General features: G+C 67.9%; 13 protein-coding genes. 7 read left to right on the top strand and 6 right to left on the bottom strand.

The window, feature by feature from the left end; all coding sequences use genetic code 11:
• Positions 1-24: 24 nt before the first annotated feature.
• Both BO996_RS10765 and BO996_RS10760 read right to left on the bottom strand, forming a co-directional pair.
• Entirely contained in the window at positions 25-798 is a 774-nt protein-coding gene (locus BO996_RS10765; protein WP_016453872.1) for an SDR family oxidoreductase, read from the bottom strand.
• Positions 799-1,269: 471 nt separating this feature from the next.
• The gene (locus BO996_RS10760) at positions 1,270-2,514 is read right to left on the bottom strand and encodes an SAM-dependent methyltransferase (protein WP_071954714.1); all 1,245 of its coding nucleotides are present in this window, start codon (positions 2,512-2,514) and stop codon (positions 1,270-1,272) included.
• Between the two features lie 357 nt (positions 2,515-2,871).
• On the opposite strand from BO996_RS10760, the gene BO996_RS10755 reads away from it, so the two are divergent.
• From BO996_RS10755 to BO996_RS10745, 3 genes are all read left to right on the top strand, one after another.
• Positions 2,872-3,699: a hypothetical protein gene (locus BO996_RS10755; protein ID WP_071954713.1), complete on the top strand. Its 828-nt coding sequence runs from the start codon at positions 2,872-2,874 to the stop codon at positions 3,697-3,699.
• Positions 3,700-3,764: 65 nt separating this feature from the next.
• Complete coding sequence (locus BO996_RS10750) at positions 3,765-4,697, top strand: DUF4349 domain-containing protein (RefSeq protein ID WP_047325822.1); 933 nt, start codon at positions 3,765-3,767, stop codon at positions 4,695-4,697.
• Between the two features lie 77 nt (positions 4,698-4,774).
• Positions 4,775-5,872: a DNA glycosylase AlkZ-like family protein gene (locus BO996_RS10745; RefSeq protein WP_071954712.1), complete on the top strand. Its 1,098-nt coding sequence runs from the start codon at positions 4,775-4,777 to the stop codon at positions 5,870-5,872.
• A gap of 75 nt (positions 5,873-5,947) precedes the next feature.
• On the opposite strand, the gene BO996_RS10740 is transcribed toward BO996_RS10745, so the two are convergent.
• The 3 genes from BO996_RS10740 to BO996_RS10730 all read right to left on the bottom strand — a co-directional run bounded on the left by BO996_RS10740 (position 5,948) and on the right by BO996_RS10730 (position 10,044).
• Positions 5,948-8,401, bottom strand: coding sequence for a TonB-dependent siderophore receptor (locus BO996_RS10740; protein WP_071954711.1), 2,454 nt, complete (start codon positions 8,399-8,401; stop codon positions 5,948-5,950).
• A 115-nt stretch (positions 8,402-8,516) separates the two neighbouring features.
• Positions 8,517-9,524, bottom strand: coding sequence for a FecR domain-containing protein (locus BO996_RS10735; RefSeq protein WP_071954710.1), 1,008 nt, complete (start codon positions 9,522-9,524; stop codon positions 8,517-8,519).
• Between the two features lies 1 nt (position 9,525).
• Positions 9,526-10,044 carry a sigma-70 family RNA polymerase sigma factor gene (locus BO996_RS10730; protein WP_013803538.1) on the bottom strand — a complete coding sequence of 173 codons (519 nt, stop codon included), beginning with the start codon at positions 10,042-10,044 and terminating at the stop codon, positions 9,526-9,528.
• Positions 10,045-10,252: 208 nt separating this feature from the next.
• Between BO996_RS10730 and BO996_RS10725 the strand changes: the two genes are divergently transcribed.
• The 4 genes from BO996_RS10725 (at position 10,253) to BO996_RS10710 (ending at position 15,673) form a co-directional block, all read left to right on the top strand.
• On the top strand, positions 10,253-10,759 hold the full coding sequence (locus BO996_RS10725; protein ID WP_099734331.1) for a hypothetical protein: 507 nt from the start codon (positions 10,253-10,255) through the stop codon (positions 10,757-10,759).
• Positions 10,760-11,104: 345 nt separating this feature from the next.
• Positions 11,105-13,693 (top strand): DNA mismatch repair protein MutS, encoded by a 2,589-nt coding sequence (gene mutS, locus BO996_RS10720; protein ID WP_043824531.1) that lies wholly within the window; start codon positions 11,105-11,107, stop codon positions 13,691-13,693.
• 55 nt (positions 13,694-13,748) lie between these two features.
• Entirely contained in the window at positions 13,749-14,807 is a 1,059-nt protein-coding gene (locus BO996_RS10715) for a proteasome-type protease (protein ID WP_013803590.1), read from the top strand.
• On the top strand, positions 14,804-15,673 hold the full coding sequence (locus BO996_RS10710; protein WP_071954707.1) for an alpha/beta fold hydrolase: 870 nt from the start codon (positions 14,804-14,806) through the stop codon (positions 15,671-15,673). The genes BO996_RS10715 and BO996_RS10710 overlap by 4 nt, the downstream gene beginning before the upstream one ends.
• Positions 15,674-15,764: 91 nt before the next feature.
• Here BO996_RS10710 and BO996_RS10705 read toward each other — a convergent pair whose 3' ends face one another.
• A complete protein-coding gene (locus BO996_RS10705) occupies positions 15,765-16,592 on the bottom strand; it encodes an undecaprenyl-diphosphate phosphatase (RefSeq protein WP_063326858.1) in 828 nt (275 codons plus the stop codon).
• Between the last annotated feature and the right edge of the window lie 55 nt (positions 16,593-16,647).

Raw genomic sequence — 16,647 nt, 5'->3', positions numbered from 1 at the left:
CGTGCAGCGGTCCTTCTACTTGGCCTACTTGGTGGTGTAGCCGCCGTTGATCAGGATGGTCTGCCCGGTGATCCACCAGCCGTCGCTGACCAGGTGGCGGATGAAGGGCACCACGTCTTCGATATGCGTCAGCCCCGAAGGCGAGAACGGCGACAGCGCCGCCGCGCTCTTGTGATAGGCCACGGCGTCCGCGCCTTCCTGGCCGTAGAAGAACGGCGTGTCCATCGGCCCCGGCCCCACGGCCGTGACCGAAATGCCCCGCGCCCCGAACTCCTTGGCCGCCGCCCGCGTGAAATGCTCCACCGGCGCCTTGGTACCCGCGTAGGAGGAATAGAACGGCGTGAACGCGCCCAGCAGCGAAGTCACCAGGGTCACGATCTTGCCGTGGTCGTTGACATGGCGCCCCGCCTCCTTGAGGAAGAAAAACGCCGACTTGCCGTTGACGGCGGCCATCTCGTCGTACTCCGCCTCGCTGATCTCCATCAGCGGCTTCTTGAGCACCTTGCCCACCGTGTTGATGGCAATGTCCGGCCGGCCCACGGCGTCCACGGCCTCTGCAAAAAGCCGCTCCACAGCGCCAGCGCGCGTCAGATCACCCTGCAGCGCCACGGCCTCTGCGCCCAGCGCCCGCACTGCGGCCACCGTGGTCTCAGCCTCGGCCCGGGAAGACTCGCTGTTGTAGTGCACCACCACGGCCCGCGCGCCGTGCCCCGCCAGATCACGGGCAATCAGCCCGCCCAGATTCTTGCCGCCGCCTGCAATCAGCGCCACCTTGCCGCGAATGGAATGGTCTGCCATGGAAACGCTCCTTGTGCTTGGATGAAGCACCCAGCTTAGGCAGCCAGCCCCCTGCGATAAACCCGCGCAGCCGGGATGGATCATCCAGAAAACCAGAACAATCAGCCGCGCCCAGCGGCTCCCTGCCCCCGGCAGTCCGCTCCGCCCCCCCTCCCGTATGCCCGCGCCTGCGTCGTGGCGCTTGCGGGGTTGCAAGCCTGCCGAAGGACAGGCTTGCTTCGTGATCTGACTTGCCGCAGTTGTCTGAGCGGAGCGCGAAGCGCGCAGAGAGTTCTGCGGCAAACCCCGCAAGCGCCACGACGCAGGTTGCCCGCAGCGCAGCGGAGGGTCGCGGGCATCCGGGTCGCCTTCTTTGGCCCGGTTTCTTGGCGAGACAAGAAAGCGGGTCGGCCGCCGGGCCGAGACCCGGCCTCGAAAAAACACCCCCGGCAGGGTCAAGAACAAGCTACACACCGCCCGTGTCCCAAGACATCAGGACAGCTCCCGCTCGTACATATATCTCCGCGACCAAGGCAACGAAGCAGCCCCCTGCCCCGCCCTCCGACAAACAACCTGAAAGATAGACACATCATCGTGTTCAAACGCATAAGCACACCCCGCCAGATACACCCTCCAGATCCGAAACCTCTCCTCCTCCACCAACGCCCGAATCTCCGGCACACAAGCCTCAAACCGCTCCAGCCACAACTGCAACGTGCGCACGTAATGCCGCCGCAACCCCTCCACATCCAGCACCTCCAGCCCCCCACGCTGCATGGCCTCCAGCGCCAGACTCAGGTGCGGCAGCTCGCCATCAGGAAACACATACCGGTCGATGAACGCACCGCCGCCCAGGGCCGTGGCGCCCACGTCGGCATCGGTGGAGGTGATGCCGTGGTTCAGCGCCAGGCCGTCATCTGCCAGCAGCTCGCGCATGTGCGCAAAGTACATGGGCAGGTTGCGGCGGCCCACATGCTCGAACATGCCGACGCTGGTGATGCGATCAAAGCGCCCCTGCACGTCGCGGTAGTCCTGCAGGCGGATCTCGATGCGGTCGGCCAGGCCGGCAGCGCGCACGCGCTCGGTGGCCGCTTCGAACTGGTTGCGCGACAGCGTCACGCCCACGCATTGCGCGCCAAAGTGCTGGGCCGCGCGCAGCACCAGGGCGCCCCAGCCGCAGCCGATGTCCAGCAGCCGCTGGCCCGGCTGCAGGCGGATCTTGGTGAGGATGTGGTCCAGCTTCTTGCGCTGGGCGGTGGCCAGGTCCTCGTCGCCGTTCTCGAAGTAGGCGCAGGAATAGACCATGCCCTCGTCCAGCCAGAGGCGGTAGAAGTCATCGGAGACGTCGTAGTGGTACTGGATGGATTCGCGGTCCGTGCTGCGGCTGTGCCGAAAGCGCCTGGCCGCGCGTGCCACAAGCGCCAGCCGCCCCGGCCCCTTGCCCGCGCCCTGGGTCTTGGACATGCGGCGAGCCAGCGCATAGCCGAAGTCGATGATGTCGGGCAGCCGGCCGTCGATGTCGATCTGGCCCTTCACATAGGCCTGGCCCAGGTGGTCCAGGCTGGGGTCCAGCAGCAGCGGCAGGGCCGAGGCGCTGCGCACGGTGAGCGTGACGCGCGGCTGCTCGAAGCGGCCGAAGTCGAACTGCTCGCCATTCCACAGCACCAGCCGCGCCGGCAGATCGGCCCGCGCACGCACGGCCTCGGCCCAGCGCCTGAGCTTCTTGTCCCAGAACATCGTGCATCTCCCCGGGGCTGGCGGCGCCCCCTTTTTGACATGACCCGCATGAACCGCATGAAAAGCAAATGACGAGTCTTGCCGCTTCATGTGACGGCAAGACGTCAGCACGGCTGCCCGCGCCGGTAGCGGATCGATACAGACCCGATGGCGCCCACACCCCGCCAGCGGCCCGGCTTGGGGCACACTGGCCGGCGTTCCAACTGCCCCGGCGCGAAGGCGCCTGCGACAGACCCATGCAAGTCCATGACCTGAGCATCGAACACTGCATCGAGCACCGCAACGAACAACGCAGCACCGGCGGCCACCGCCGGCCGGATTTCAGGAACCTGCCATCGAACTGGAGCCAGTGACGCCATGGCCATGACCCATACCCAGGCGCTGTCCAAGCTGGCGGCCGATACCCTGGTGCAGACCCTGGAGGAAGACGTGGCGCGCGTGATGGCGCGCACGTTTGCGCTGGGCCGGCACGATGCCGCTATCGCGGCCAACTACGGCGGCTATGCCCTGCCGCCCCTGCTGCGGCGCTGGAGCTGCGTGCTGCAGGCAGATGACGCCAAGGCAACGGCGCTGTACCGGCACAAGACGGCGCTGGCCCTGGCGATCGTGCTGCACAGGAACGGCCTGGCCGACGCGGGCCTGAACGCGGCCGCGCGCACGGCCATCGATGTGCTCAATGCCGAGGTGGCGCTCAGCGATGACTTCTTTCGCAAGTCGGCGCAGATCCGCCAGGACTTCCTGGACACACCGCCCGCGCCGCCCAAACGCTCGCCGGGCCTGCCCGACAGCCTGACCTTCTACCGCGCGGCCGACGTGGTGGCCATGGAGCTGGACGGGCGCTTTTACGCGCTGTACGTGCACGGCTGCGCCCGGACCAACCAGAGCCCCATCGTCGAGTTCTACGATGCGGTGTTTGACCACCTGCCGCAGATGGCGGAGCTGGCCGACGTGCGCGCCCGGGGCCGGCGCTACAACGATGGCGTGGGACGGGTGGCGCGGTTTTCCATATCGGGCCTGAAGTTCCTGCCCGACCCGGCCGGCCAGTTCACCCTGGTCAAGGCCTGCGTGGAGACGCCGCCGGACCCCGGCCATCTGCAAAAGGGCGACTGGCTCTACACCGTGTCCGACATCTTCGAGCTGCAGTCCGAGGTGGACTCCATGTTCGGCCCCGGCGGCAAGCCCTGAGCCTTGAGCCTTGAGCTTTGTGTCCTGACAGCGGCCTGTTCTTGCCTGTTTTCAAGAGGAAATTCATGACGCATCCCCGGCCTTCCACTCTGCCCTCCCGCATGGCCTTGCCGGCCGTGCTGGCAATGGCTGCCACGCTGGCCCTTGCGGGCTGCAACCAGCGGCATGACACAGCAGCCATGGAATCTGCGCCCGCCCCCGCGCCCATGGCGGGCGGCGCCGGCATGAAGCAAGGCCGCGCCGCCACCGTGCAGGCCGAGGATGCGGCAGCAGCCGCACCAGAGACATCGGCGCAGGACGAGATGGCCCAACGTTTCCTGGCCGTGCGCCAGGAGCTGAACGTGGAAGTGCCGCAGGCGCAGCTGGCCGATGCCTGGGGCCAGGTGCGCGACCTGTGTGCCACGCTGCGCTGCGAGTTGCTGTCGGCATCCCTTCTGCGCGAGACGCCCCAGCAGCCCGGCAACGCCATGCTGGAGATGCGCGTGGCGCCGGCCGATGTGCAGCGGCTGCTGGGCACGCTGGCCGGCGTGGCCACCATCGTGTCGCAGAACACCATCAGCGAGGACAAGACGGCCGAGGTGATCGACGTGGAGGCGCGCATCAGGAACCGCACCGAGTTCCGCGACAGCCTGCGCCTGATGCTGCGCGACACCACGACCAAGCGCACCATGTCCGACCTGCTGGAGATACAGCGCACGCTGTCGGACACGCAGGCCGAGCTGGACGCCATGGCCGCCCAGCGCAAGGTGCTGGAGCAGCAGACCAGCAAGCAGCACATACAGATCCAGTTCACGCCCACCCGCGCCCTGGTGCAGGGCGGCACCAGCTACAGCCCCATAGGCCGCGCGCTGCGCGATGCCGGCCACGTTCTGGGCGAGAGCATGGCCGCGCTGATCACCTTCGTGGCGGCCGTGCTGCCCTGGCTGGTGCTGGTGGTGCTGCCGCTGGGCTGGGTGCTGCGCGCGCTGTGGCGGCGCAGGCGTGCCAGGAAGGCCTGAGCGGCACGGCAGGATCAGGAAGTACGGCGGCACGGAGACCGGCCCGCCCGGCGGCCCTGCCGTGCTCCAATCAAGCCATGCCCACCGAACCGAGCCTTGACGACCTGCGCCGCCATGCCGTGGCGCGCACCCTGTTCACACCGACCACCCTGCCTGCGGCCATACAGCGCCTGGGTTTTGTGCAGGCAGACCCGATTCGCGCGCCAGCCCGGGCGCAGGACCTGACGCTGCGCCACCGCGTCAAGGACTACCGCGCCGGCGACCTGGAACGCCGCTACGCGCGCCTGGCGATCGACGAGGACTGCCTGGTCAACTACGGCTTTCTGCCCAGCGAGCACCTGGCGCTGATGCACCCGCGCCAGGCCCGCAAGGCCTGGGATGCCGAGACGCAGCGCAAGGCCGCCGAGGTGCTGGCCTTCGTGCGCGAGCGCGGCGCCGTGCATCCGCGCGAGGTGGAGCAGCATTTCTCGCACGGAAGCGTGAAGAACTACTGGGGCGGCTCGGGCAGCGCCAGCACGCAGTTGCTCGACGGCATGCACTACCGGGGCCTTCTGCGCGTCAAGCGCCGCGACAGCGGCACGCGCGTCTACGAGGCAATCGCTCACCCGCCGGCCGACGACAGCCCCGCCGCCAGCGCCCGGCGCGCCGCCGCGCTGATCGACCTGGTGGTGCGCAAGTACGCACCGCTGCCGGCCCCCAGCCTGACCTACCTGGTGCGCCTGCTGGGCTACGGCGCCCCCCATCTGGCGCAGCAGACCCAGGCGGCGCTGCGGCTGGCGCGCGAGCAGCTGGCCAGCTGCCGCATCGACGGAACCACCTGGTACTGGCCCGCCGACGAAAACCCACGCTCGCGCCGCCATGCCTTCGACGAGCGGCTGCGCCTGCTCGCGCCCTTCGATCCCGTGGTCTGGGACCGGCGCCGCTTCACGCTGCTCTGGGGCTGGACCTACAAGTTCGAGGCCTATACGCCACCGGCCCGGCGTCAGCTCGGCTACTACGCCCTGCCCATGCTCTGGCAGGGCCATGTGATCGGCTGGGCCAACCTGCAGGCGCGCGACGGCCGGCTGGAGCCGTCATTCGGCTATGTGGCCGGCGCGGCGCCCGGCGATGCCGCCTTTCGCAGCGCGCTGGATGAGGAACTGCAGCGCATGGAGCTGTTCCTGGCGCCGCGCTGAGGCTCATGCACTCGCCCCCTGCGCGTGTTTACCGCCCCACAGGAGCAGCGGCAAGGCAGCTCAGGGACAGTCCGTTCAGAAGGTTCCGCGCAGCGTGAGCGTGGCATTGCGCGGCATGCCGTAGTAGGTGCCGTTGCGCGCGCCGCCCACGGCAGCCCAGTAGACCTTGTCGGTCACGTTGCCGATGTTGAGCGCCGCCGTCCAGTTGCGGTTGATGCGGTAGGAGGCGCGCAGGTCCAGCACGGCATGGCCGGGGTTCTGCACGGTGTCCACGCGGGCATGGCTTTGCGCGCTGAGGTTGGCGCCCACTTTCCAGGCCGACCATTCGCCGGGCAGCGCGTAGCTGGTGGATACGCGCAGCAGGCTGCGCGGCGTGTCGGTGCTCAGCGAGCTGCCTTCGTCGTCGCGCGTGTTCAGCCAGGTGTAGCCGCCCGAGACCTGCCAGCCGCGCGCGACCTCGCCACCGATTTCGGCATCGAAGCCCTTGCTGCGCAGCACGCTGGAGTTGCGGTAGCAGTCATTGGTGGTCACGCCGGGGCACAGGCCTTCGTTGCCGGTGTCGAACACGGCCACGTCGCGCTTCTTGATGTTGAAGACCGAGAAGGCCACGTTGAGCTTGCGCTCGAACAGTTCGCCCTTGATGCCGGCCTCGTAGTTGGCGCCCACGGCGGGCTTGAGGCGGTTGCCCTGCACGGTGGCGTACTGCGACTGGGGCTGGAAGGTGCTGGTGTAGCTGGCATAGACGGACCAGAGCGGATCGATGTCGTAGACCAGGCCCGCATAGGGCGTGAAGCGGCCGTTTTCGCGGTAGTCGTTGGTCAGGGCGCCGGTGAAGGTGTCGTTGGAGCGGAACTTGAACCAGTTCAGGCGCCCGCCCAGGTGCAGGTGCAGGCGTTCGGCCAGCTGCAGGCGCCCGCTGCCGTAGATGCCCAGCAGTTGCTTGCGCTCCCTGAGACCGAAGTCATAAGGAGGGGCCACGGGATCGGGGATGCGCGAATGGTCGAAACGGAAGACGTCCAGGGGCATGGCCTCGCCAGAGGAGGCCGACTGGGTCAGCACCTTCTGCTGGGTCCAGCTGGTGCCGAACATGACCTTGTGCGTGCCGCCCAGCGCCTGAAAGCTGCCGGTGACGTTGGCATCCAGCCCCGTGGCATCGATGTCGCGCGCAATGAAATCGTTGCCCACGTAGCGCAGGCCCTGCAGGGTAACGGGATCGATGGCGCCGCGCGCCGACCCCAGCTTCTGGTCGATGGTGGTCTTGCCGTGGTTGAGCGTGAGCTTGGCCACCCAGTCGCCTCCCATGCGGTGCTCGACCTCGCCGAACACGTCATCGACCTGGGCCTCGTGGCGGTTCCAGCGCTGGCCCAGCGAAGTGGAGCGCGGCAGGCCCAGCGAGGCGCCGTTGGAGTAGCTGGGCAGGCCGAAGATGCTGTAGCCGTCGATGTCGGTCTGCTCATGGCGGTAGCCCGCCGTGACCTTGGTGCCGGCGCCCAGGTCGGCGTCGATCACGCCGTAGAGCATGGGCGAGCGCGAATGCACCAGGTCGATGAAGCTGTGGCGGTCGGTATAGGCGGCCACCACGCGGCCGCGCACCGTGCCGGCCTCGTTGAGCGCGCCGCCTCCATCGATCTCGGTGCGGAAGTTGTTCCAGGAGCCGATGCTCTGGGCAAACTCGAAGTGCTTTTCCGCACGCGGGCGCTTGCGCACCATGTTGACCACGCCGCTGGGGTCGCCCGCGCCCACCACCAGAGCGCCTGCGCCGCGCAGCACTTCCACGCGGTCGAGGATGGCCGTGTCCATGGGCACCCAGCCCGTGGGGCTGTAGGTGCCGCCGGCCACGCCGTCGAGCAGGTAGTTGGAGTCCGGGATTTCGTAGCCGCGCATCATGTAGACGTGGGCCCCGAAGTTGCGCTGCGACTTGGTGGCGCCCGTGGTCTGCAGGATCACGTCCTCGACGGAAGACAGGTTCTGGTCATCCATCTGCTGGCGCGTGACCACGGTCACGGACTGCGGTGTCTCGCGAATGGACTGCTCCATCTTGCCGATGCTGAGAGCGCGCGTGGTGTAGGAGCCGGTCTGCTCGGTGGTGGGGCTGGTGATGGCCTGGGCCGTGACGCGCACCTCGGCCATGGCCTGGGCCGTGCCTGCGGTGCGTGCAGCGGCGGCTGCGGAGGCTGGAGCAGGCGCTGCGGTGCGCAGGCCCCAGTTGCCCGAGCCCGTGCGCACCAGCTCCAGCCCGCTGCCCTGCAGCGCCGCGCGCGCGGCCTGCTCGGGGGTATAGCTGCCGCGCACGGCGGGCGCGGTCAGGCCGCGCACCAGCTCGGCGTCGATGCCGATCTGCTGGCCGCTTTCGGCGCCTATGCGCGCCAGCGCGCTGCCCAGCGGCTGGGATGGCAGGTCGTAGCTGCGCACGGACGAGGCGGCTGGCGCAGCGGGCGCGGAAGGGGAAGTCTGGGCGTGGGCGCTCAGCGCGCAGGCCAGGGCGGCAGCGGCCAAGGTGCGCAAGGGCAAGGGGCAGGAGAGCAGCATGCGGGTTCTCGACAAGGAGGTTGGAAGGGCCTGAAAAGCAGGTTTCCAAGGCTTGTCGAGCGCGCCGCAAAAAGTGTTCATTTTTTTGCGCGCAGGCACCGACCTCACCCGATAGTCACTCGATGGTCACCAGCCAGCCACGCTGGTAGACGTTCACGGCAATGGGCAGGGTCTCGGCCAGCGCCGCCAGGGCGCGGTCGGTGTCGTCCAGCGAGAAGGTGCCGTAGACATGCAGGGCCGCCGCACGCGGCGCCACGCGGATGAAGCCCGCGCGGTAGGCGCGCAGGGCCTGCACCACCTCGCCCAGCGGCTGGTCGTGCGCCTCCAGCATGCCGCGCTGCCAGGCCGACGCGGTGCCGGGCTCGGTCGCATCCTCGGCAATGCCCGCCGGACCGAAGCGTGCACTGCGGCCTTGGGCCAGCACCTGGCTTGCACCCTGTGGCGTGGTGATCTCCACGCTGTGCTCAAGCATGCTCACCAGGCTGCTGCCGGCCTCCTGGCGCACCACGAAGCGCGTGCCCAGCGCGCGCACCTGGCCGTGGGCCGTGCGCACGGTGAAGGCGGCGCCCCCTTGCCCTGCCTCCCAGGCCTGTGGCGCTGCATGCGCCAGCAGCGTGCCCTGGCGCAGGATGACGGTGCGGCGGCCAGGGCCGAAATCCAGGTCCGCCGCCGAGCGCGCATCCAGCGTGATGGTGCTGCCATCGGGCAACGCAAAATCACGCCGCTCGCCCGTGCCGGTGCGCAGGTCGGCAGCCCATTGGCTGATGGGTGCGTGGCGGTGGGCCACGAAGGCGGTGCCCACAGCCATGCCGCCCAATCCCAGTGCGCCGCGCAGCAGGCTGCGGCGACGGCGGATGCGCGATTCGGCACGCTGCAGCGCCTGGCCCATCAGGCTGCCCGAGGCCGCAGGCGCGCCGGTGCGCAGCGGCGACAGCATCTGCTGCAGCGGTGCCTGCAGCCGCTCCCAGGCCAGGCGGTGACCGGCATCGGCCCGCAGCCATTGCTCGAAACCCTGGCGCTCGCCATCGCTGACGGAGCCCGAGTTCAGCGTGACCAGCCAGCCCACGGCCGCCTCGGTGGCGGCATCCAGACTGCTGCCGTCCTGCGAAAGAGAGGCCGCCATGTCAGCCGCCGCGCGCCACCGCAATGCCGGCCTGCTGGCGGGCCAGCGCGATGGCGATGCGCCGGAAGGCCTCGGCCATGTGGCGGCGCACCGTGCTCAGGGAAATGTCCAGCTGGTCGGCAATGGCCTGGTAGGTCAGGCCGTCGATCTGGCTCAGCAAGAAGGCCTGGCGCGCCTTGAGCGGCAGGCCGTCCAGCGCCTGGGCGATGTGCTCCAGCGTCTCCAGCAGCACGGCGCGCTCTTCGGGAGAAGGCGCCAGCTCCTCGGGCTGCAGGGCCAGGGTCTCCAGATAGGCCCGCTCCAGCTCGCGCCGGCGCCACAGCGTGAACAGCAGGCGCTTGGCAATGGTGGTCAGAAACGCGCGCGGCTCCTGCACCACGGCAGCGGGGCGCGCGGCCACCACGCGCACAAAGGTCTCGGACGCCACATCCTGCGCCTCGGCCGTGTCGCGCAGCCTGGCCTTCAGGCGCGACAGCAGCCAGGCATGGTGGCCCACATACAGCTGCTGGACCTGGAGCATGGATTCTGGAGGCGTGTGCGGCACGGACATGGGGCGGTATTTTAGCCGCCCGCAATAAGAATGGTTTGCATTCCACCCATGGACGCGCCAGCCATGACGCCCGCCTACCCAGGGGCGATGCCCACGCGAGCGCGTCCCAAGCATCCCAAAGCCAGTGGTAAATTGAGGCTTGGCTTTTGCAAACCACATCTCGCGAGACAGACAGGCAATGAAAAAAATAGCAATTGTGATCGCTGCAACGTTGGCGGCATCGGCGAATGCAGCTTGGCAATACCAGCAGCAGGAAGACAGGATGACGAGTGAGAAAATGCAGTTTGCATATATCGAAAGCAACAACTCACTCAATCTACCATTCCCTTATGCCGGGAAAAACCACGGCACGCTGACTGTGCGCAAGCAACGCAAGGCGGGACTGGAGGTCTATCTCTCCATTGAAAAGGGCCAGATCATTTGCCCCATTTCCAGCGGCTGCAAGATTCAGGTGAGATTTGATGATGGCAAACCCATGGATTTCTCGGGATCGCCTTCAGCCGACCATGACTCGACAATCGTCTTCCTCAAGGACGCACAGCGTTTTATCAATGCAGCGAGCAAGGCCAAGCAAATTCTGGTGCAGGCGAATATCTATCAAGCGGGTTCACCCATCCTTGAATTCCACTCCGGAAAGCCACTTGAGTCCCTGGAGTGGACACGCAAAGCAGTGAAATCTCGCTGAAGGCAAGCGCCTGCGCCAAGGGAGCCCGCCATGGTTGGTGTCCCAGCCTACCTGCCGTGCAGGCGAGTCAGCCAGCGCCACAGATCTTGCCCCCGCGGAGCCCACCCGACCCCGCCTAGTCAATAATGTGACCTTTGCCCGCTGCCGCATCCCACACCAGGGAGATGGTCGATGACGGGCACCGCGACACAAGAACATCTGCGCCTTCCTCCGGCCCCGCGCCACCAAGGAAGGCCCTGCCCGGCACCTGCATGCCGCTGCAACCTGTTGATTCCCAAGCCAATGAGCGACCTCTCGCAAAGCACACAGCCCTCTCCGGCCCCTGATCTGTCGGCGCACACGCCCATGATGCAGCAGTACCTGGGCATCAAGATCAACTACCCCGACACGCTGGTTTTCTACCGCATGGGGGATTTCTACGAGCTGTTCTTCGGGGATGCGGAGAAGGTGGCGCGGCTGCTGGATATCACGCTGACCACGCGCGGGCAGACGGCGGGGCAGCCGATTCCCATGGCGGGCGTGCCCTTCCATGCGCTGGAGAACTACCTGGGCCGGCTGATCAAGCTGGGCGAGTCGGTGGCGATCTGCGAGCAGGTGGGCGAGGTGGGCGCCGCCAAGGGCCCGGTGGAGCGCAAGGTGGTGCGCGTGGTGACGCCGGGCACGCTGACCGACAGTGAGCTGCTGTCGGACAAGAGCGAGGCGATCTTGCTGTCCCTGCACACGGCCGGGCGCCAGCGCTGCGGCCTGGCCTGGATGGCGGTGACGCAGGGGCGCATCCATCTGGCCGAATGCTCACACGACGAGCTGGGCGCCTGGATTTCACGCATTGCGCCCAGCGAGCTGATCTACAGCGCAGGCGTGACCGAGCGCTTCGAGCAGAGCCTGTTCGCGCTGCGCCATGGCGGCTCCATCGCCTGCCCGCTGTCGCCGCGCCCCGACTGGCAGTTCGACGGCGGCCTGGGCGAGCGCAAGCTGCTGGAGCTGCTGGGCGCGGCCAGCCTCAAGGCCTGGGAGGCCGAGGACCTGCCGCTGGCCCATGGCGCCAGCGCCGCGCTGCTGTCGTATGCGGAGCACACGCAGGGCCGCAGCCTGTCGCACATCCACGCTCTGCAGGTGCAGCGCGACGATGAGCTGATTGCGCTGCCGCTGGCCACGCGCCGCAACCTGGAGCTGGTCAAGACGCTGCGCGGCGAGGATTCGCCCACATTGTTCTCTCTGCTGGACACCTGCATGACGGGCATGGGCAGCCGCCTGCTCAAGGCCTGGCTGCTGGAGCCGCGCCGCGACCGCACGCAGGCCATGGCGCGGCTGGAGGCCACGCGGGCGCTGCAGGGCGCCAGCGCAGGCGGCATGGCCGCGCCCTGGCAGCAGTTGCGCGAGCAGCTCAAGGGCGTGAGCGATGTGGAGCGCATCACCGCGCGCACGGCGCTGCGCCAGGTGCGCCCGCGCGAGCTGGTGGGACTGGGCCGCACGCTGCACAAGGCCGCCGTGCTGGCCCAGGCCGGGCAGACGCCTTCGGCCCACCTAACCCAGCTGTTTGCCGACCTGCAGCCGCCCGAGGGCTGCGCCGAGCTGCTGGTGCGCGCCATCATGGAAGAGCCGGCCGCCCTGGTGCGCGACGGCGGCGTGTTCGCCACGGGCTACGACGCCGAACTGGACGAGCTGCGCGCCATCCAGAACAACTGCGACGACTTCCTGCTGGAGCTGGAGGCCAAGGAAAAGCTGCTGACCGGCATTCCCAACCTGCGCGTGCAGTTCAACAAGGTGCACGGCTTCTATATAGAGATCACCAACAGCTACAAGGACGCGGTGCCCGAGCGCTACCGCCGCCGCCAGACGCTGAAGAATGCCGAGCGCTACATCACGCCCGAGCTCAAGGCCTTCGAGGACAAGGCCCTGTCCGCGCAGGAGCGTGCGCTGCAGCGCGAGAAATTCCTCTACGAGCAGTTGCTGGACCAGTTGCAGCCCCATGTGCCGGCGCTCACGCGCGTGGCCGGTGCCATTGCCGCCATCGACGTGCTGTGCACGCTGGCCGAGCGCTCGCTGACGCTGAACTGGTGCGCGCCCGAGTTCGTGAACCATCCCTGCATCGAGATCGAGGCCGGGCGCCACCCCGTGGTGGAGGCCCGCATGGCCGAGACCTCCAGCGGCAGCTTCATCGCCAACCACACGCGCATGAACGCCAACACGCGCATGCAGGTCATCACCGGCCCCAACATGGGCGGCAAGTCGACCTATATGCGCCAGGTGGCGCTGATCGTGCTGCTGGCCAGCATGGGCTCGCATGTGCCGGCGTCCAGCTGCCGGCTGGGGCCCATCGATGCCATCCATACGCGCATCGGCGCGGCCGACGACCTGGCCAATGCCCAGTCCACCTTCATGATGGAGATGACCGAGGCCGCGCAGATCCTGCATTCGGCCACGCCGCACAGCCTGGTGCTGATGGACGAGATCGGCCGGGGCACCAGCACCTTCGACGGCCTGGCGCTGGCCAGCGGCATCGCCACCCAGCTGCACGACAGGACGCGCGCCTTCACGCTGTTTGCCACGCACTACTTCGAGCTGACCGAGCTGCCGGCCAAGGCACGCGCGGCCGTGAACATGCATGTGAGCGCCGCCGAATCGGGCCAGGACATCGTCTTCCTGCACGAGATCCAGCCCGGCCCGGCCAGCCGCAGCTACGGTATCCAGGTGGCCAAGCTGGCGGGCATGCCGGCCGGCGTGCTGCACCACGCGCGCCATGCGCTGGAGGCACTGGAGGCCCATGCCGACGAGGGCCGCCTGCAGGTGGACCTGTTCGATGCGCCCGACATGCCCGAGCCCGAAAGCCGCCACGACCCGCTGGCCCAGGCGCTGGCCGCCATCAATCCCGACGCACTGAGCCCGCGCGAAGCGCTGGAAGCCCTTTACCAGCTCAAGAAGATCGCCGCCTGAACGCGGTCAATCGCCTCGCACTAAACTTGTCGATCCCGCAGTTTCGGATGTTCCCATGACTTATTGCGTTGCCATCAAGCTCAACGCCGGCCTGGTTTTCCTGGCCGACTCGCGCACCAATGCCGGCCTGGACCAGATCAGCTCGTTCCGCAAGCTCATGGTCTACGAGAACCCCGGCGACCGCTTCATGGTTCTGCTGTCGGCCGGCAACCTGTCCATCACCCAATCGGTGCGTGAGCTGCTGGAGAGCCAGCAACTGCGCGACGAGGCCACGGGCGACATGCTGACCATCTGGAACGTGCGCAGCATGTTCGATGCGGCCCGCGTGCTGGGCGCGGCCGTGCGCCATGTGTTCGAGCGCGACGGCGTGGCACTGTCGCGCTCGGGCGTGGACTTCAATATCTCGCTGGTGCTGGGCGGCCAGATCCAGGGCGAGAACATGCGGCTGTTCCAGGTCTACTCGGCAGGCAACTTCATCGAGGCCACGAGCGAGACGCCCTACTTCCAGATCGGCGAGTCCAAGTACGGCAAGCCCGTGCTGGACCGCGTGATCACGCCGCGCACGCCGCTGGACGAGGCCGCCAAGTGCGCCCTGGTGTCCATGGACAGCACGCTCAAGTCCAACCTCTCGGTGGGCCTGCCGCTGGACCTGATCGTGTACGAGAAGGACCGCTTTGCCTCCGACAAGATCGTCAGCATCGACGAGAGCAATCCGTATTTCCGCATGCTGCACGACAGCTGGGGCGAGCGCCTGCGCCATGTCTTCGACAGCATCGAGGACCCGGCCTGGGATGGCGGCGATTCCGCGGTGCCCATCCGCGTGCACAGCCGCCAGGCCCAGCCGCTGACCAAGGTCACCGCGCCGGCCGGCGCCCTGCGCTCCAATGCGCGCACCATGGGCCGGCTGCCGCCTGCGGCGCTGCGCCAGCCCTATCACAGCGGCACGGGTGCAGGCCTGGGCACCTCCACGGCCGACGGGCTGGCCACCTCGCCCATGACGCCCCTGCAGCCGGGCCCGGCATCGCCCATGCGACCGGACGCCGGGCAACCCTCCGGCCACCAGCAAGGCATGCCGGATGCTCCGGACCGAACCGGCCAGGAGCCCCAGCCGTGAACGCGGCCCGGCCCGCGCTGCGGGCCGACAGCGATGCGGGCACGGAATCGGCACCGCTGCCCGTGGTCTTCTCGCATGCCAACAGCTTTGCGCTGCCCACCTACCGGCTGCTGTTCTCGCTGCTGGCCGAGCGCGGCATCGCGGCGCAGGGCGTGGAGCGCTTCGGCCATGACCCGCGCTTTCCCGTCACCAACAACTGGCCGCACCTGGTCGAGCAACTGGCCGAGTTCACGCGCGCCGAGGTGGAGCGCGTGGGCGGTCCGGTCTTTCTGGTCGGGCATTCGCTGGGCGGTTTCCTGAGCGTGATGACGGCTGCACGCCACCCCGAACTGGCGCGCGGCGTGCTGCTGATCGATTCGCCCCTGCTCAGCGGCTGGCGCGCCAATGCCGTGGGCGTGGCCAAGCGCACGCAGCTGGTGGGCTCGGTCTCGCCGGGCAAGATCAGCGCCCGCCGCCGCAATGCCTGGGACAGCGACGAGGAGGCGCTGGCCTACTTCCGCGCCAAGAAGGTGTTTGCGCAATGGCACCCGCAGGTGCTCCAGGACTATGTGCAGGGCGGCCTGTCCGATGTGGACGGCCGGCGCACGCTGCACTTCACGCGCGAGGTGGAGACCGCCATCTACAACACCTTGCCGCACAACCTGGCCTCGCTGCTGCACCACCATCCGCTGCGCTGCCCGGCGGCCTTCATCGGCGGGCGTGCCTCGGTGGAGATGCGCCAGGTGGGCATGGACCTGACGCGCCGCATCACGCGCGGGCGCGTGATGATGCTGGACGGCAGCCACCTGTTCCCCATGGAGCGGCCCCACGCCACGGCCGCCGCCATCGAGGCCTCGCTGCTGAACCTGCTCGGCCCCGAGGGCTGAACCGGGCACCCCGAATGTGAAAAGGCCACCTTGCGGTGGCCTTCTGCGTTGGTGCCTGAGGAATGCCTGGGGCCCTTCGCCCAAGCCTGGGTCAAACCTCGCTCCAGCTCACGACGCCGGTGAAGGCCGTCACCAGCACGATGATGCCGAAGGCGATGCGGTACCAGGCAAACGGCACGAAGCTGTTGGTGGAGATGTAGCGCAGCAGCCAGCGCACGCACAGCCAGGCGCTGATGAAGGAGAACACCAGGCCCACGGCGAACATGGGGATGTCGGCCACCGACAGCAGGGCGCGCTCCTTGTAGAGGCTGTAGACGCCGGCGCCGATCAGCGTGGGAATGGCCAGGAAGAACGAAAAATCGGTGGCCGCCTTGCGCGACAGGCCCATGAGCATGCCGCCGATGATGGTGGCGCCGCTGCGGCTGGTGCCGGGAATCATGGCCAGGCACTGCACCAGGCCGACCTTGAGGGCATCGAGCGGCGTCATCTCGTCCACGGTCTGCACGCGCATGGCCGAGGCGGGCCGGCGTTCGGCCCACAGGATGACGAAGCCGCCCAGGATGAAGGTGGTGGCCACCACGGTGGGCGTGAACAGGTGCGCCTTGATGAACTTGCCGAAGATCAGCGCCAGCACCACGGCCGGCAGGAAGCCGATGATGACGTTCAGCGTGAGCCGCTGCGCCTGGCGGCTGGTGGGCAGGTCGACCACGGTGGAGCGGATCTTTTGCCAGTACACCAGCACCACGGCGAAGATGGCGCCGGTCTGGATGGCGATGTCGAAGACCTTGGCCTTGGCATCGTCGAAGCCCAGCAGCGAGCCTGCAAGGATGAGGTGCCCGGTGGAAGAGATGGGAAGGAACTCCGTCAGCCCTTCCACGATGCCCATGATGGCAGCCTTGACCAGCAAAAGAATGTCCACAGCAAGCGTCCTGTCGCAATGCAAAAGTGGGCCATTATCTGCGCTGGCCATGGCC

The sequence above is a fragment of the Delftia sp. HK171 genome (assembly GCF_001886655.1).
Lineage (GTDB): Bacteria > Pseudomonadota > Gammaproteobacteria > Burkholderiales > Burkholderiaceae_C > Comamonas > Comamonas acidovorans.
The sequence above is the reverse complement of the archived record's forward strand: the minus strand, read 5'-3'. Positions and strand labels throughout refer to the sequence as shown.

Coding starts and splice junctions, on each gene's coding strand:
- BO996_RS10755 (WP_071954713.1), top strand. CDS start 2,872: ATGGCCATGACCCATACCCAGGCGCTGTCCAAGCTGGCGGCCGATACC.
- BO996_RS10760 (WP_071954714.1), bottom strand. CDS start 2,514: ATGTTCTGGGACAAGAAGCTCAGGCGCTGGGCCGAGGCCGTGCGTGCG.
- BO996_RS10740 (WP_071954711.1), bottom strand. CDS start 8,401: ATGCTGCTCTCCTGCCCCTTGCCCTTGCGCACCTTGGCCGCTGCCGCC.
- BO996_RS10750 (WP_047325822.1), top strand. CDS start 3,765: ATGACGCATCCCCGGCCTTCCACTCTGCCCTCCCGCATGGCCTTGCCG.
- BO996_RS10745 (WP_071954712.1), top strand. CDS start 4,775: ATGCCCACCGAACCGAGCCTTGACGACCTGCGCCGCCATGCCGTGGCG.
- BO996_RS10730 (WP_013803538.1), bottom strand. CDS start 10,044: ATGCTCCAGGTCCAGCAGCTGTATGTGGGCCACCATGCCTGGCTGCTG.
- mutS (WP_043824531.1), top strand. CDS start 11,105: ATGATGCAGCAGTACCTGGGCATCAAGATCAACTACCCCGACACGCTG.
- BO996_RS10715 (WP_013803590.1), top strand. CDS start 13,749: ATGACTTATTGCGTTGCCATCAAGCTCAACGCCGGCCTGGTTTTCCTG.
- BO996_RS10725 (WP_099734331.1), top strand. CDS start 10,253: ATGAAAAAAATAGCAATTGTGATCGCTGCAACGTTGGCGGCATCGGCG.
- BO996_RS10765 (WP_016453872.1), bottom strand. CDS start 798: ATGGCAGACCATTCCATTCGCGGCAAGGTGGCGCTGATTGCAGGCGGC.
- BO996_RS10735 (WP_071954710.1), bottom strand. CDS start 9,524: ATGGCGGCCTCTCTTTCGCAGGACGGCAGCAGTCTGGATGCCGCCACC.